Source organism: Spartinivicinus marinus (assembly GCF_026309355.1).
In the GTDB taxonomy this organism is placed as follows: Bacteria; Pseudomonadota; Gammaproteobacteria; order Pseudomonadales; family Zooshikellaceae; genus Spartinivicinus; species Spartinivicinus marinus.
Map to the genome: position 1 here is coordinate 1,824,087 of NZ_JAPJZK010000001.1, position 17,457 is coordinate 1,841,543.

General features: G+C 39.9%; 12 protein-coding genes. 6 read left to right on the forward strand and 6 right to left on the reverse strand.

Annotated features, from left to right (window positions below; genetic code table 11):
- Window positions 1-71 precede the first annotated feature (71 nt).
- Window positions 72-647: an adenylyl-sulfate kinase gene (gene cysC / locus OQE68_RS08275; protein WP_180569392.1), complete on the reverse strand. Its 576-nt coding sequence runs from the start codon at window positions 645-647 to the stop codon at window positions 72-74.
- Window positions 648-1,238: 591 nt separating this feature from the next.
- Here cysC and OQE68_RS08280 point away from each other — a divergent pair.
- The gene (locus OQE68_RS08280) at window positions 1,239-3,068 is read left to right on the forward strand and encodes an ABC transporter ATP-binding protein (RefSeq protein ID WP_180569391.1); all 1,830 of its coding nucleotides are present in this window, start codon (window positions 1,239-1,241) and stop codon (window positions 3,066-3,068) included.
- Window positions 3,069-3,198: 130 nt separating this feature from the next.
- Window positions 3,199-3,957, forward strand: coding sequence for a hypothetical protein (locus OQE68_RS08285; protein WP_180569390.1), 759 nt, complete (start codon window positions 3,199-3,201; stop codon window positions 3,955-3,957).
- A 300-nt stretch (window positions 3,958-4,257) separates the two neighbouring features.
- Here the strand turns inward: OQE68_RS08285 and OQE68_RS08290 are convergent, their stop codons facing one another.
- From OQE68_RS08290 to OQE68_RS08300, 3 genes are all read right to left on the reverse strand, one after another.
- The gene (locus OQE68_RS08290) at window positions 4,258-4,443 is read right to left on the reverse strand and encodes a hypothetical protein (RefSeq protein WP_180569389.1); all 186 of its coding nucleotides are present in this window, start codon (window positions 4,441-4,443) and stop codon (window positions 4,258-4,260) included.
- A gap of 849 nt (window positions 4,444-5,292) precedes the next feature.
- Window positions 5,293-6,717: an RtcB family protein gene (locus OQE68_RS08295; protein ID WP_180569388.1), complete on the reverse strand. Its 1,425-nt coding sequence runs from the start codon at window positions 6,715-6,717 to the stop codon at window positions 5,293-5,295.
- 209 nt (window positions 6,718-6,926) lie between these two features.
- On the reverse strand, window positions 6,927-8,285 hold the full coding sequence (locus OQE68_RS08300) for an MATE family efflux transporter (RefSeq protein WP_180569387.1): 1,359 nt from the start codon (window positions 8,283-8,285) through the stop codon (window positions 6,927-6,929).
- A gap of 143 nt (window positions 8,286-8,428) precedes the next feature.
- Here OQE68_RS08300 and OQE68_RS08305 point away from each other — a divergent pair, with 143 nt between their 5' ends.
- On the forward strand, window positions 8,429-9,310 hold the full coding sequence (locus OQE68_RS08305) for a LysR family transcriptional regulator (protein WP_180569386.1): 882 nt from the start codon (window positions 8,429-8,431) through the stop codon (window positions 9,308-9,310).
- Window positions 9,311-9,314: 4 nt separating this feature from the next.
- Here the strand turns inward: OQE68_RS08305 and OQE68_RS08310 are convergent, their stop codons facing one another.
- Complete coding sequence (locus tag OQE68_RS08310) at window positions 9,315-10,214, reverse strand: LysR family transcriptional regulator (RefSeq protein ID WP_180569385.1); 900 nt, start codon at window positions 10,212-10,214, stop codon at window positions 9,315-9,317.
- A 167-nt stretch (window positions 10,215-10,381) separates the two neighbouring features.
- Between OQE68_RS08310 and OQE68_RS08315 the strand changes: the two genes are divergently transcribed.
- The 3 genes from OQE68_RS08315 to OQE68_RS08325 all read left to right on the forward strand — a co-directional run bounded on the left by OQE68_RS08315 (window position 10,382) and on the right by OQE68_RS08325 (window position 16,285).
- Window positions 10,382-12,073 carry an L-lactate permease gene (locus tag OQE68_RS08315; RefSeq protein ID WP_180569384.1) on the forward strand — a complete coding sequence of 564 codons (1,692 nt, stop codon included), beginning with the start codon at window positions 10,382-10,384 and terminating at the stop codon, window positions 12,071-12,073.
- A gap of 214 nt (window positions 12,074-12,287) precedes the next feature.
- Window positions 12,288-13,427 (forward strand): FMN-dependent L-lactate dehydrogenase LldD, encoded by a 1,140-nt coding sequence (lldD, locus tag OQE68_RS08320; RefSeq protein ID WP_180569383.1) that lies wholly within the window; start codon window positions 12,288-12,290, stop codon window positions 13,425-13,427.
- A gap of 20 nt (window positions 13,428-13,447) precedes the next feature.
- The gene (locus OQE68_RS08325; protein WP_180569382.1) at window positions 13,448-16,285 is read left to right on the forward strand and encodes an FAD-binding and (Fe-S)-binding domain-containing protein; all 2,838 of its coding nucleotides are present in this window, start codon (window positions 13,448-13,450) and stop codon (window positions 16,283-16,285) included.
- A 119-nt stretch (window positions 16,286-16,404) separates the two neighbouring features.
- Here OQE68_RS08325 and OQE68_RS08330 read toward each other — a convergent pair whose 3' ends face one another.
- On the reverse strand, window positions 16,405-17,445 hold the full coding sequence (locus OQE68_RS08330) for a hypothetical protein (protein WP_180569381.1): 1,041 nt from the start codon (window positions 17,443-17,445) through the stop codon (window positions 16,405-16,407).
- Window positions 17,446-17,457 lie beyond the last annotated feature (12 nt).

A 17,457-nucleotide genomic window follows, 5' to 3' on the forward strand; every position in this document is an offset into this window, starting at 1 on the left:
GCTGTATTACATATAATTTAAATAAAATAATACAGACACATTCCTTATAAGAGGCTGAGTAAATAGTTACATTAAGTGTGTTTTACCGAAAAATACTCAAGTATAGTGTTTACTGATTCTTCTATAGGTAGAGCACTTGTATCTACTGCTAAGTCAGGCATAAGTGGCTTTTCATAGGGAGCGGAAATACCCGTAAAATCACTAATCAAACCTGATCTGGCCTTTTTATATAAACCTTTAGGATCCCGGGCTTCGCAGTCCTGCAATGAAGCAGTGCAAAATATTTCTATAAATCTTTCGGGGCCAATAAATTCTTTAGCCATTTTTCTTTCTTTTAAATAGGGGGAGATTAAAGCAACAAGCACCATAAAGTCTGACTCAATAAACAGCTTAGCCACTTCAACTATTCGTCTAATATTTTCCTTCCTCGCTTGTGCTGAAAATCCTAAATCTCTGCATAATCCCTTTCGTATTTTATCACCGTCAAGTATGACTGAATTCATACCCAAGCTGGTAAAATATAGTTTAACTTCATTAGCGAGCGTTGACTTTCCTGAGCCCGACAACCCTGTAAACCACAAGACTTTTGACTGAATTAAATCAGAGTTTATCTTTGGGGGCAGTGTTAATACTGAGTCATATTTCACAACCTATTCCTTGGAACTTTATAAATAGTTTAAATTTTATTGTTCAAATTGATATTGAAGTAAACTTCAAACTAATAACAGTTTAATATTAAACCAAATAGCCTTACTAGCTTCAACTATAGTCAATACGAATAGTTTTAGGAATAACCATCCAACCGTAGCATTCATTCAAGTAGCATTTTATATAAATCAAAATTGTTAGCGCAAGTCTTACAATTACAAACTTAACTCCATGCCTCCATAAATAATATAGTGATTGAGGTTAGTATCTACGAAAACAACACAAAAAAACAAGATAACAACTTTACGCATGGAACACTTATTTTTTTATTAATTTAGGCAGTTTGTACTTACATAGAGCAAAAACCCAGATCTTTAATATAAATCATTAATTTAATAAGGCTGACCTAAAAACGACACAGTTAAACTAACAATAGTTATCACAGAGTGATGATGGTTACCAAATACTTACTTTACAACTGATCAGTGATAGATTTTTTTACAGTTTGTTTAAATATGAAAATTTCTATGGTGTAGTTTGCCACGAAAGAGCAAAGAGAATATCATCACAATAGCTTTAAAGGAAAAGTAATGTTTGCCTATTTTGAACAAATGATAAAGGCGTTCCCAGAGCGTGAGCCCCAGCAACCACCTAATAGCCTACTAATGTTTTGTTTACATTACACACAAGGCATGTGGAAGCCTATTTTATTAGTGTCATTTTTTACCGCACTTATTGCAGCTGTAGAAGCCGCTATGCTTGGTTTGGTAGGTACATTAGTAGACTGGCTAGATAAAAGTAACCCAGTTACTTTTTTTGCTGAAGAAAAAACGTTAATAATAATATGCAGTATTATTATTTTGGTAGTCATACCGATAGTGTTATTGGTTCATTCATTATTAGTACACCAAACTCTTCTAGCCAACTACCCTATGTCTATACGCTGGCTAGCTCATCGTTATCTATTAAAGCAGAGTCTTTCCTTTTACCAAAATGACTTTGCTGGCCGCATTGCAACTAAAGTCATGCAAACCGCTTTATCTATTCGCGAAGCAATGATGAAGATTGTCGATGTTATGGTATATATAACCATATATTTTATAACCATGCTGGTATTGCTGGGTCAAGCTGATAAAAGGTTGATAATTCCCATTTTTATTTGGTTGTGCATTTATATTACTATTCTATATTTTTTTATACCTCAATTACGACACTTGTCATCACAGCAAGCAAACGCTCGCTCAATCATGACTGGTCGAATTGTTGACTGTTATGCAAACATTCAGACAGTAAAGCTTTTTGCCCATACCAAGCGAGAAGCTAATTACACCCAAGACAGTATGGATATACTTCTAACCACCGTTCATAAACAGTTGCGACTGATAACGGGCTTGAATACTTGCCTAAACTTGACAAACTATACTTTAGTTTTTTCAATAGGAGCCTTATCTATATATTTGTGGTCAATAAATGAAATAACTAGTGGAGCAATTGCAGCAGCTATCGCTTTAACACTTCGCCTGAATGGAATGAGCCATTGGATCATGTGGGAAATTAGTGCTTTATTTGAAAATATCGGTACTATTGTAGATGGCATGGACACTCTAAGCCAACCACAAAGTGTACTTGACCATGATCAAGCAAAGCCACTCCAAGTTAGTAATGGCTCTATAGAGTTTATTAATGTTAGTTTTCATTATGGAAAGAAATCAGGTGTTATTGAAAATCTTTACTTAAGTATTAAGCCAGGGGAAAAAGTAGGTTTAGTCGGTTGCTCTGGTTCAGGAAAGTCAACCTTGGTAAATTTACTACTGAGATTTTATGATGTAGCTCAAGGTGAAATTAAAATTGATGGGCAGAATATAGTCAAAATACAACAAGAATCTCTACGAGCAAGTATTGGTGTGGTAACCCAAGATACGATGTTATTACACCGATCGGTAAAAGAAAATATTCTTTACGGAAAACCTAATGCAAGTGAACAAGAACTAATCACCGCATGTAAAAAAGCAGAAGCTTACGATTTTATTCAAAAGCTAACTGACTCCAATGGTAATAAAGGATTTGAAGCACAAGTAGGAGAGCGTGGAGTTAAGCTCTCTGGGGGACAAAGACAAAGGATAGCTATCGCCAGAATGTTATTAAAAAATGCACCTATTCTAGTGTTAGATGAAGCAACATCTGCACTTGACTCTGGAGTAGAGGCTGTTATTCAAGATAACTTATACAAGCTTATGGAAGGCAAAACTGTTATTGCAATTGCTCACCGACTTTCCACCATTGCAGCAATGGACCGGCTAATCGTAATGGATCAAGGCAAATTAGTTGAACAAGGCTCTCATCAAGATTTATTATCAGCCGGTGGTATTTATGCTCAATTGTGGGCTCATCAAACTGGGGGGTTTTTAGGAGGAAAGTAGTTCGAAATAATTTTTGCGGCAAGTTATTATCCTCGTTTTTAGATTTTATTAGACGGATACACTTAATAAGTGAAATTCAATAGTTGTGTAAACTTTTAACATAAAAAAACCAACTTTCGATGGAGTGTAAATGAAAACTAACAAATTAAAATTGTGCTTAGCATTGTCCTTATTAGCTAGCACTACCAGCATAGCATCTACTTATACCATATACGACAAAATGGATTATGGGTTTAACCGCTGCGATGTTAATTGGGGAACACTTCAAACAGGTGTTTCTGAGGCAGATATGATTGCCCTAGCAAAAGAATTTAATGCTTTTGGCTTCACCTATCATCCATCTTTAAGATATGGAAAGCTGATGATTGACTCTTATCCTACTGGCTGTAAATCGCCCGCTAATGAATCATGGCCATTGTATTTATCACGAGCCAGAGCATACAAAAAAATGGATTTTGGCTTTAATCGCTGCAACACCGAATGGGGACCATTACAATCAGGCGTTACTGAAGAAGATATGATCGCTTTAGCATTAGCCGCTAATGCCGAAGGATTCACCTACCACCCAATGTTACGGTACGGCAAGGTGTTAGTAGGCTCATACCCCGCCGATTGTGAGTCACCAGCCAATCAATCATGGCCATTGTACTTATCTGAAATACGAAGCTATAAGCGAATGAATTTTGGATTTAATCGATGTGATGTTCAATGGGGGCCACTGCAAAGGAGTGTTAGCGAAGCAGATATGATTAAACTGGCAGAAGCAGCTGATGCAAAAGGCTTTACTTACCACCCATCTCTTAAATATGGAAAAGTTCTAGTCGGTGCTTACCCTGTGGATTGTCAGTCACCAGCAAATGAGTCCTGGCCCCTTTATTTAGCTGAGTAAACTTTTACATCAAAATAAATTTTTATCTATCTCCATAATGACTCCTTTTAGGGAAAAACTGCTGCCGCCAAGCTTGCAGTAGCAGTTTTTTAATACTAAAGGGTATCTATAATACCTTCAACGCAATATTCTTGATCTTCTGGTTGTATTGTTTGTGACAATCCAAGCTTCGAGGTTACCATTGCATTAAGGTCTATATTGTTCACTTGAAGTAGCTCAATCAATGGATATAACGTAAGCCATCTTCCTACCCAACGTTGGTGTAGCAACATCTAGTACTTTACTACCAAGCTCTGAGTTTCAGATCCACAGCTCTCGTATTTCTTTGAACTCAACTAGATCAGCAACATGTTTTGCTGGAAGAAACTTTAACTTACTGAATGAAACCTTTTCTATCGTACCTAGGCTTCGCAAAGCCTGAAGCCCTTTATACTTAATTTCTCCCTCAACATTAATTGAGCCATCATCATTTTTTGTAATTTTCAAGGTATTTCCTTAGAAGTAAGACTATGGGCACTCTCTTTAAGAATGAATAAGCGACTTACATTTATTCACCAGGAGATTGCTACAGTAGGCCTAGAGGATCACAGTAAAAGGAAAGTCGTTTACTGCCTTCCCTAAATTTTCACTTATATTTTTAACTAGCCTTTACTTTAACTTTTAGCTCATTACCGTAGTTTTTTTCAAGATATAACAGTACTGATTCCCGTCTGTTATTGAGTCTAGATCAATAAAAGTGGTATATACTCACAGCGAAGGATTATTTAGGCGAGGCCACCGAGCGATGAAGCCCCAGGAGTTTAGGTAAACTAAATGACTGGGGTAAAGAGCGATGGTAACAAAGCCCTTGTGCCCTAGGGGTATAAGAATCATTCGCGAAGAGTATAGAGATAGTATCCAGTTACATTACCACTATCATCCACAGTTAAGTTAAAGGTAACCGGTACATTGTTTACTTCTCCTTCACTATTGAAAACATAAGCCGAATTGGCTGAGCAGCTAAAAAAATTATCAAATAAGCTAAAAACCTCATTTAGTTACTTTCTTATTAAATGGCTAGTATTTTTAGGCAAATATACTTGCTAGTGGTTATGTATGAATTAGAGCATTTTATATCAAACAACACTTTTAATACTACATTAATATACCAGGTTAATTTTGCATTGACTACAACACCATACAAACAGAAAGTCAGACAAAAGCTCAAACAAGTCAAACCGATAATCTATTCTTTTTTATCAATAGATTGTTTAAGAAAGTCTAATTCTGGATACTGCTTAATAATTAATTCAAGTATCTTAAGATCAGCAATATTAGCTAATCGTGCAATCTCACTCAGCCTTTAAATGTCAGTAAAGGGACCAGCTTTGCTACTGGACTCACAATGCCATTTTGGATCTGTACATCCACCACTGCATTAATATCTTTATAAGCACCAGGTGCTTCTTCAATTAGTCGATCTTCTTTTAAAGTTATACAATCAATACAACCTAGCCCAATATCTTGACCATCACGGTTCAACCTAAACATTTCATGTCGTGGTTTAGCCCGACCGGCACCATGAGAAGCTGAACATAAGAATGCCTGATTACCTAACCCCATCATTAGATAGGAAGGATCCCCCATAGAACCAGGAATTAGCACCGGCTGCCCAAAATGCGCTGGTGTTGCCCCCTTACGATGAATATAGCAGTCACTTTCTTGGGTTACGATATTATGCGGCGCATCGTACACTAGCGGCATTTCTATATTAGCACCAAATACCTCTCTGATTCGACGCCGAACAATTTCCGCTAGTAATAAACGGTTTAAATTCGCATAATTAGCTGCCGTATTCATAGCAGAAAAATAGTCACTTGCCAGTTCTCCATATAAAGGAAAGATACCGCTTTCTGGAAATTTTTCCCCATTAGGCCACGCCTGTTTAGCTTTATCATTCCAATAATTCCCCACATGTAAGCCCAGTGCACGAGAGCCCGTATGAATCATTATTGAAAGCTGTCCTTTATGTAATCCCCAAGCAAATGCCTGCTTATTATCAGCTATATCTTCCAGGTATTGAAACTCGACAAAGTGATTACCGCCACCAATTGTTGCTAAAGAGGCATCTCGAATACAGTTCCGCTTATCTGTTGTGTGGCTTTCAGGCGCCCATTTACAACCACCCTGTAAGCTGCCGTATTCGAAAATAGATTCCAGCTCACTTTCCAACTGCTTAAAATCAGCAGCTTGTAAATCGCCCATTGGTTGTTTTTTAGTTTCATCAATCCAACCTAATAATCCATGTTGAAAAAGCGCTGTAAAACTTGAGATGGCCATTGGTAAGTCTCGGCTACCTAACAGCAAGTCTCCGCGTAGTTTTTCTACTAATAAAGGCTTTTTTTCTTGCCATAGCGCGATATCAATATCCGCCACATGCAGGCGCATACCACAGTGAATATCCGTACCAATCGCCTGGGGTATAATAAAATCTTTTGTGGTCGATAAAACCGCACCTACTGGCACCAAAGAGCCAGCATGAAAATCAGGCGTTGCTTTAACAGCCTTAACGGCACCACCATTAGGGTGATAGACCCCGGCAAAGCTCATTAACTGTTTTAGCGCCTTGCCATCCAGATCAAAATGCTCCGGTAAAAGAAGCTGTGCAGAAGAGACGTTATCACAGATTTTTTTAGCAACATAATAGACTGAATTAGTTTTTGTAACTGATAGATTTTGTTTGTTTAACGCTTTTACCAAGCGTTTAAAAGAAGTAGTCATGATAGCTACCAATGCTCGAAAGGCATTCTGTTATATAAATTTAGAATGCACACAAACACGCCACTCCAAAGTATTGAAATAAAGGAGTGGTATTCGAGCAAGATTCAGCAGCCAGAAAAGGCATCTTGCAATGAGGCGCGAATTATATATAGATTTATATCAGTAATCAATGCAAAGGTTCTATAGATACTTTGCTGCTCCAGCAAAAACTACCCATCTATTAAAGCAAGTGCCTGATCTTGCCTACACCGTCCACTTACATTTTTCCACAACATCGGTGCTACGACCAAAAATAACGCTAAATTCGAAAGTGGTAAGGCTAACCATATTCCATTAATCCCTAGCCATTGGGGCAGTATCATCAAGAAAGGTATCTGAACCAGCATGTTGCCAACAGATATCATTAGTGCTTTTGCTCCTTGATTGATTGCCAAAAAATAAACCGTGGCAATAACAAAGAACCCATCAAGGAATAGTGTTAATAAATGCAACTGTATCCCATTTTGGGTTTTATTGATAAGCTCAGCATCAGAACCATTAAACAAGCTAATGATGGTTACAGGAAAAAGGTTAAGTATCAGCAGCCAAATTACACCACTGACTATTACTACTTTAATTGCCAGTTTAAGTATTTTTTGAATATTATCGTTTTGATTCGCACCAAAAAAATAACTGACGGGTGGTTGAATACCTTCTGCCACGCCTTCAACAAGTAAATAATAGAGCGACATCAAATAGCCCACTATCGCAAAAGCCCCTACATCCACTGGTGAACCATATTTCATAAACAACCAGTTATGCAATGCAACAACAAAGCTAATATACAAATACATTATCAAGGTAGAGGAGCCAAGCTTGGTGATTTTAATTGCTCTAGAAAAACTAAATGTTAACGTTGAAAGCCCCAATCTAATGGATGAATATGAAGAAAAAAAGAACAGCAAACTAAAAGCCACGACTAGCAATTGAGCAATGACAGTGGCAAGAGCAGCGCCTTTTAGCCCCCACTGCCATTGGGCAATAAATAGATAATCCAAAATGATATTAGTAACTGCACCAATCACCAGTAAACAGGTTGCAATTTTGGGGCTTTCTAAATTACGTATTAATAAAGGCATTGCAGTTGCACTGATAGAAAATACCGCACCTAACGTACATATCTCTGCATATTGCATTCCATACAGCAATGTTTGTTGGGAGGCACCTTGAGCTACCAATATAGAAGGACTTACCAGAAATGTTATCACCATAGTTAGCAAACCAAACATAAAAAGCAAGCCAATCCCGGTGAACAAGGTTTGCCTGGCTGTAACTAAATTACCTTCGCCTCTATTGATTGAAATCAGGCTGCCACACCCTAGCCCTATCATCACACCAACAGCAGAGATAAGACAAATAACTGGCCATATAAGGTTAATTGCCGCTAGCCCCTCATAACCAATAAAACGGCCGATAAAAAAACCATCTACAATCTGATACAAACCACTGGCCAGCATGGCTACAACAGAGGGTATGGTATAACGTAAAAAGGTTTGGCGAATATTAGTATTCGAATAGTCACTATTCATTCTTAATTACACATCTTAACTTGAGCTTCTCACAACTGCTGCCATTATCTTTTATTTAACGATAGGTTAAAGTTATTATCTATCCGATTTTCGGATACATTAGCTAGGGTCTGTTAACAGGCCCTAATAAAACGGAGCTGAATATGCGCTGGAACCTCGACCAACTAGAAGCCTTTGTTACATCAGTGGAGGCAGGTTCATTTTCTGCAGCTGCGCGTAAACTGGGTAAAGCACAATCGCGTATCAGCACGGCTATAGCCAACTTAGAGGCTGACCTTGGCTTTGAATTATTTAACCGTCAGGCACGTCTACCAGTACTTACCCCTGCTGGAGAAGAAATGTATGTAGAAGCCCAAGTGGTGCTAGTTCAGTGCCAACGATTACAGGCTCGAGCAATGACAGTACTTGGCGGAAATGAAGCATCACTTACCATTGCTATGGATGAAGCGATGCCTATCGAACCTTTTGAGCATTTTTTTCAGGAAGTCGCCAAACAATTTCCTTTATTAAAGCTAACGATACTTAATGGCTCTCAAGATGATATTGCAGAATGGGTTGAAGCCCAGCAGGCAGACTTAGGTATTTTATTTCACTTAAACCTATTGCCCGATTCACTGGAATTTATGCAGATTGGCCAAATAACCCACTCCCTAATCGTATCTTCCACACATCCACTAGCCAACATTTCGGCACCAACTGTCGCAGACTTAAATCAACATCGACAACTGGTTATTCGTGGGCGCATGGGTAAACGACAGACTAAAGCGATATCTTCAGAGTATTGGTATATAGACAGTTACTACCATATTACTTCTCTTGTTATTAAAGGTGTTGGCTGGGCCTTAGTACCAGAGCATGTGGCCAATATTGAATGGTATAGCAATGAGTCAGTAAAATTATCAACCCAAAACATTCCTGGCTCTTTTTCTGTTGCCATGGGGGTCGTTAAACGTCGTGATAGAGGCTGTGGTCAAATTATGAATTGGATGCTTTCTGAAATTAATTCTATGTTTTGCCAGCCATAAGCCTCTAAAAATAATGCGAGATAGTTAAATACCTTTCCCTAATATGCTCGATAAGCAGCTTTACTTTATTCGGCGGCTGTCTGGTAAAAGGATAAACCGCATAAATACCCAGCTTTTTGCCTACCAATTCTGGGAATATATCCACTAGCTGGCCATTACGAAAATCATGGTAAACCAGGCAACGGGGCACATAGGCTATTCCGTGCCCACCAAGGGCTGCTTTGCGAAGTGCGGCTGCATTATCAGTAGAAAAAGATCCTGCCACTTTGACAATGTAATTGCCGTTATCACCTTTAAATTCCCAGTCACTGGCCCCTGTTGTTTGATAGGCATATTGAAGACAGTTGTGTTTGGTGAGGTCAATGGGGATGATGGGTTTACCATGCTTAGCAATATAGGAAGGAGATGCACATACCACCCACTGAGAATCGAGGATATGGCGAGCAATCAGGCTGGAATCCTCCAGGTAGCCAGTGCGGATGACTAAGTCATAACTACCCGCCACTAAGTCAACGAAGCGGTTATCCAAAGACATATCTACAGTCAGCCCAGGATGCATGTTGCAAAACTCAGCCACCGCATCAGCTAATATCAACTCCCCAGAGATAGTGGGTACTGACATTTTAATGTAGCCACTGACGCTTTCTCCAAACCCTGAAACCGCATCCATTGCCTCCTGAGTAGCTTGCTTCACACTTTTTGCACTGTGCAACAAAGCCTTACCTGCTTCTGTCAGTGTCAGCTTCCGGGTGGTTCGGTATAAAAGCTGGGTACCTATTTCTTCTTCCAGCCTAGCAATTCTTTTACTAACTACCGAATTGGTAAGGTTATTTTCTTCTGCTGCCTTACTAAAACTGCCCAGCTCAACCACCTGAGAAAACAAAACTAAATCGTCTGCTCGCACTATAGAGGCGCCCTGATTATGTCATTTTTGGAATTAATCATTTTCATTATTTCCCTATATCCACAAAAAATAAAGGGGTAAATTCATAAAAAATTAACAAAATCATTACAACAAAAAGCATTTCCCGATGAAGCCTAATCGGAGAAATACATGCAGGGGAGGTACCAATGAGTGAAGCACTACTAGCCCTAGTGGCTTTTTCACCCATCATAGTGGCAGCCATATTGCTAATTGGCTTTAACTGGCCTGCTAAAAAAGCTATGCCAATTGCATTTGGCTTAACGGTTTTGATTGCCTTGATGTTCTGGGATATGTCTGGCACCCGGGTATTGGCTTCTGTTGTTCAAGGCCTGGGGATTACTGTCTCAGTATTGTGGATTGTGTTTGGTGCCATTTTCTTACTAAACACCCTTAAACACACTGGCGCCATTACGACTATTCGCAATGGCTTTACCGATATTTCCCCAGACCGTCGTGTGCAAGCTATTATTATTGCCTGGTGTTTCGGCTCCTTTATTGAAGGGGCTTCTGGGTTTGGCACCCCCGCTGCTATTGCCGCGCCTTTACTGGTGGCTATTGGGTTCCCTGCTCTCGCGGCAGTCATAATGGGTATGATGATTCAGTCGACACCTGTTTCTTTTGGCGCGGTTGGCACTCCAATTATTGTTGGTGTAAACAAAGGGCTCGACACTCACAAGATTGGCGAAGTGCTTGTTGCTAACGGCTCAAACTGGGATATTTATCTGCAGCAAATTACCTCAAGTGTCGCATTGATCCATGCAGCTGTTGGTACCTTAATGCCAGTATTAATGGCGATGATGCTGACTCGCTTTTTTGGTAAAAATAAAAGCTGGACTGAAGGATTAACCATTCTGCCATTTGCCTTGTTTGCAGGTGCTGCTTTTACTATCCCCTATGCGCTAACTGGCGTGTTTCTTGGCGCTGAATTTCCATCACTGATTGGTGGTCTGGTGGGTTTAGCTATTGTGGTAACAGCTGCCAAAAAAGGCTTTTTGGTGCCCAAGCAACAATGGGATTTCGAAACAGAAGACAAATGGCCTAAAGAGTGGTTAGGCTCGCTAAAAATAAATCTGGATGAAAACACAAAACCGATGAGCCTAACTAAAGCTTGGGCGCCTTATGTATTGTTAGCGGCTATTCTGGTGATTAGCCGGGTTAGCATGGAGTTTAAAGGCTTCTTACAAAGTGTCAGTCTTTCTTTTAATAATATTCTTGGAGAAGTCGGCATCAGTACAGCTATTCAGCCACTCTATTTACCCGGTGGCATTTTGGTTTTTGTCGCCTTATTAGCCGCTTTTCTTCAAACTCAAAAGGTAAGGCCTTTAGTAAACGCTTTCAGTGAATCTAGCAAAACACTGGTTGGTGCAGGCTTTGTTTTAATATTTACTATTCCTATGGTACGTATTTTTATTAATTCAGGTGTTAATGGCGCAGACTTGGCAAGCATGCCAGTAACAGCAGCCAATTATGTGGCTGACCTGGTGGGCTCCGCATTTCCCGCGTTAAGTGCTACTGTGGGCGCCTTAGGTGCTTTCATTGCTGGATCTAATACAGTTTCTAATATGATGTTTAGCCAGTTCCAGTTTGAAGCAGCCCAAGCACTAACAATTTCCAGTGTAGTAATTATCGCACTTCAAGCAGTTGGGGCGGCGGCAGGAAATATGATTGCTATTCACAATGTAGTCGCAGCCTCAGCAACGGTTGGACTTTTAGGGCGTGAAGGGGCAACCTTGCGAAAAACCGCTATCCCTACTGCCTACTACCTAATAGTAACTGGCATCATTGGTCTTATTTTGATTTATGGTTTCCAGTTAAATGATCCATTAATGAGCCGGTAGTAGTTTGAATAAGGCCCTACTAAGTAGGAGGGTGTTGCAAAACTAAGTTCCTTCTCCCAGAGGAGGCTGTCGCAAAAGGATGCAGAAAGTAAATTTAGTGCCCGATATGGAATAACAGCTTTTGCGACAGTTTCGTAGAGTAGCTAACTATAGTAATCAACTGTTTTTAGCAAAAACAGTCAGTAAAACTTAAACACGAAAAAATAAACTACTTATGATTATTTCTGCTTCCACAGACTACCGCGCAGCCGCCAAAGCAAAATTACCTCCATTTTTATTCCACTATATTGATGGCGGTGCATACGATGAGCGAACGTTAAAGCGCAATACCGACGACTTAGGTGAAATAGCCCTTCGTCAACGAGTCCTCAAAGACATGTCTAACTTAGCCATTAATACCGAGTTATTTGGAGAAAAGCTTTCTATGCCTATTGCCCTGGCACCTGTTGGCTTAAGTGGTATGTATGCTCGCCGAGGTGAAGTACAAGCAGCAAAAGCAGCAGAAAAAAAAGGGATTCCATTTACTTTATCAACAGTGTCTGTTTGCCCAATAGAAGAAGTGACCTCTGCCATTCAAAGGCCCATGTGGTTTCAGTTATATGTGCTGAAAGACCGTGGTTTTATGAAAAATGTTCTCGAAAGAGCCAAAGCCGCAGGGGTTAGTACATTAGTTTTCACCGTTGATATGCCAGTGCCCGGGGCACGCTATCGTGATATGCATTCAGGAATGAGTGGACCAAATGCCGCCACGCGTCGTATTTTTCAAGCAATGCGTCACCCTAGTTGGGCACTGGATGTTGGTCTATTAGGTAAACCCCATGACCTGGGTAATATTTCTACCTATCGGGGTACGCCCACCAAACTTGAAGATTATATTGGTTGGCTGGGAGCTAATTTCGACCCTTCTATTTCATGGAAAGACTTAGAGTGGATTCGCGATATGTGGGAAGGCCCCATGGTAATTAAAGGTATTTTAGATACAGACGATGCGAAAGATGCCGTACGTTTTGGTGCTGATGGTATTGTTGTGTCAAACCACGGTGGAAGACAGTTGGATGGTGTTTTATCTACCGCTAAAGCATTACCTGCCATTGCAGATGTCGTGAAGGGTAATCTTAAAATTCTAGTGGATTCTGGTATTCGCACCGGGCTAGATGTCGTTCGCATGCTGGCTTTAGGCGCTGACTGTACCTTGATTGGTCGCTCCTTTGTTTATGCGCTTGCCGCACAAGGTGGCGCAGGGGTAGAAAACCTATTAAATCTTTATGAAAACGAAATCCGTGTCGCTATGACCTTAACAGGTGCCAATAGCATTTCAGCGCTGTCGCAAGACTCGCTGGTTTCAAAGCCTTAGTTTTTTAAGGAATCTATTAGATGGTAAATGCCAATTCAACAGCCACTTACCAGCAACTGGAATCTATCCTTGCAACTAAAATAGAAGGCAAGCGAATTATTACTCAGGAAGCCAAGTGTTTGGCTTATGGAACCGATGCCAGCTTTTACCGTTTAATTCCCAAAATTATTTTACAGCTTAAAAACCTGGAAGAAGTGATTTTTGCAATCAAAAGCTGTCGTAAACTGGGTATTCACTACACCTTTAGAGCAGCTGGCACCAGTTTATCTGGACAAGCCATTTCAGACTCGGTGCTTATTACCCTGACTGATGACTGGCGTAATCATCAAGTCATAGAAAATGGCAATCAAATCATGCTCCAACCTGGAGTAATTGGTGCCGATGCCAATAAATACTTAGCACCTTTTCAAAGAAAGATTGGGCCTGACCCTGCGTCGATTAATACCTGTAAAATTGGTGGGATTGCTGCCAATAATGCCAGTGGTATGTGCTGCGGTACAGCGCAAAATTCCTACCAAACAGTAGCCAATATGAAAATAGTATTCAGTGATGGAACGCTGTTAGATACTGGCAATAGGGAAAACATTGCATCATTTAAAAAATCCCACCCTCAATTTATTGAAAAACTCAATCAGCTTTGTAAACAAACTTTAGATAACAAAGCGCTAACCGAACAAATTCAACATAAATACCGACTGAAAAATACCACTGGTTATGCCTTAAATGCTTTAGTGGATTTTCAAGACCCAATTAAAGTCATTGAACATTTGATGATAGGCTCAGAAGGCACCCTCGGCTTTATTGCTGACATTACCTATAACACAGTTGTAGAGCACCCTGACAAAGCCTCTGCATTATTAGTTTTCGCTACCATTGAAGACGCCTGTCGTGCAGTAACCACTTTATCGAAAATGCCGGTTGCAGCGGTAGAAATGATGGATGGCCGGGCACTTCGCTCAGTGGCAGATAAACCCGGTATGCCAGAGTTTATTCAACACCTAGATTTAGAAGCCACTGCAATACTCATAGAAACCCATGCCAGTAGTCAGCAACAACTCGATCGTCAGTGCAAATCAGTAATTGACTCACTAGCCCCATTTACCATTATTGAGTCAGAACCATTTACCAGTGACCCGACCACAGTTTCAACTCTTTGGAAAATTCGTAAAGGTATGTTCCCTGCAGTGGGCGCTGTTCGCCAGGTTGGTACCACCGTTATTATTGAAGATGTCGCTTTCCCAGTAAAAAATTTAGCAAATGGTGTTCGTGATTTACAAATGCTATTTGATAAATACAAATACCATGAAGCTATTATTTTCGGCCATGCATTAGAGGGTAATTTACATTTTGTATTTACCCAAGGGTTTGATAACCAGCAAGAAATCGAACGTTATGGCCAGTTTATGGATGAAGTTGCTGAGTTGGTAGCCGTTAAATATCAGGGCTCGTTAAAAGCTGAACATGGCACTGGCCGAAATATGGCACCTTATGTAGAACTGGAGTGGGGTAAAGCAGGCTACAAACTCATGCAGCAAATTAAAAAGCTGTTTGACCCTGAAGGCCTACTTAATCCTGGTGTTATTATTAACGACAATCCACATTCACATATTGAAAACCTCAAGCCAATGCCAGCGGCTAATCAATTAATCGACCGTTGTATTGAGTGTGGTTTTTGTGAGCCGGTGTGCCCCTCCCGTACTCTTACCCTTTCTCCACGTCAACGTATAGTATTGTTCCGAGAGCTACAACGACGTAAGCGTGCAGGTGAAAATATAGAAGCCTCAGAGCTGCAAAAAGTATTTAACTACCAAGGTATTGATACCTGTGCAGCTACAGGTCTTTGTGCTGAACGCTGCCCTGTTGAAATCAATACTGGCGACTTAATTAAACAGCTTCGGACAGAGAAATATAAAAAATACAGGCTAATTGCTAAATGGACTGCCGAACATTTCGATACTACAACCAAAATTGCCAGGGTGGGTTTAAGCGCAAATCAACTGGCTTGTAAAACCCTCGGCAAGATAACCGTTGGAAAACTCGTGAATGGACTACGCTCGTTAACTAAAGGCTCAACACCCATTTGGTTTGCAGAATATCCACAGCCTAACAAACATAATTTAGCTGCCCCACTAAACCCGTATATATCAAATCAGAAAAAAGTGGTATATATGCCATCCTGCGCCAGCAGAGTAATGGGACAACAAACAGACGCAAGTGACCAGCGCCCGTTAACTGAAGTAACACTTTCACTGTTAAATAAAGCTGGGTATGAAGCCATTATCCCAGATAAACTCACTGAACAATGCTGCGGTATGCCATACGGCAGTAAAGGTATGAATGACTTAGCCAAACAAAAAGCCAAACAATTAGAAGCGGTTTTGTGGCAAGCAACCGAACAAGGAAAATATCCAATACTGATGGATACCAGCCCCTGCGCTAAACAAAGTATCGAGCAATTTAATAAGCCACTTGAAGTATTAGAGCCAACAGGTTTTGTCAGTAAATATCTACTAGAACACCTGATAATTAAGCCTACTGAAGAAACAGTTATGCTCCACATAACCTGTAGTTCGCGCCGAATGGGACTTGAAGCAGACATGTTAAAGCTCGCAAAAACCTGTGCTAAAGAAGTTATCATTCCAAAACATATCCAATGCTGCGGCTGGGCAGGCGATAAAGGCTTTACCACACCCGAGCTAAATGCAGCCGCAGTTAAACCACTGAAAGCACAAATTCCAACCCACTGCTCCCGAGGCTTTAGCAACAGCCGCACTTGCGAGATAGGGCTTTCCCACCATAGTGGAATACCCTATCAATCTATACTTTATTTGGTGGATGAAGTTTCTAAAACACTTTAAAAGGCACCTTATTGTAGTCAAGTACATTTGTACAATATAAAGCACCGAGGAAAAAACTTACTTAATAATTTAATCAAGCTATTGATATAATTCTCTAGGAGTCCATATAGAGCCATGAATTAATCAAGTAAAACCCACTTACTTTCATCACTACTAAATTCAAGACTAATGGTTGACTCATTTCCATATTTATCAAGAATATAAAGTGGCTGTTTATTTACTACATGTCGATACGCAGGACTTTCTGGTGAAACAGGATTATCAGGTGATGTTATTCTAAGGATACTTAATTGTCCCTTTCGGTTATTGATAGGATAAGGTGTCCCCATGTATGAATAATGGGTTTTAGTCAAAGATGGAATAAACCAGGCTGTCCCGCCTTCTCCGTGCATTGAAAAGGTTAATATATTGTCTGCTTCAGGGTATCTAATAACAGTTTCACCACGCCAGGTACCAACCCTACCTACAGAATGTAATTTAATTCCTTGTTTGTGTGATATATAGTGTTGGTACAACTGCTGGTTTAATGATGAGTCCCAATCTTCATCATTGCTATCCCAAAGCTTGGTTTGGCTCAAAGTGAAAAAGTCTGCTATATAGGTTTTTTCTGATTTGCTTTCAATTCTTGCGTATTCATCAAAATTACCACTGCAACTATTAAATGTTTGATCACTTGTAAACTTTACGGCGATACAGATTTTCTTTTCATAAACTTCTTCATCTGTATAAACATAAGCTCGCAAGTTTGACCATACTGGACTAGATGAAACTTGACTACTACTTGATCTCTTCGAGCGTTCTTTTATCCTATGGGAAAATGAATTTTCTGTAAAAGTAAAACCCCAAGAGTTATTAACAGGTTGGTTAAATGTTAACACCACCCCATTTATATCAGTCAAAATTATTGCATTTTTTAGTTGAGTTTCAGTTAGCTGGATATATTGTGAATTAATTTTATCATATATTTTCAAGGCAATATCAACCGGTGCCTGCATTCGTCCATTAGCATAAATGGGATAAGCAGCATCATCTTGGATTGACATTGATACGTTAACATCTTGTATTTCAAAACGGTTAGGATCTAAGTCCGCTGTGGCATAGTTTGTCATTGATAGCAAACTTGAGGCGCTTATGAAGAAGCAATATTTTTTTACATTCATAATAAGTTCCTA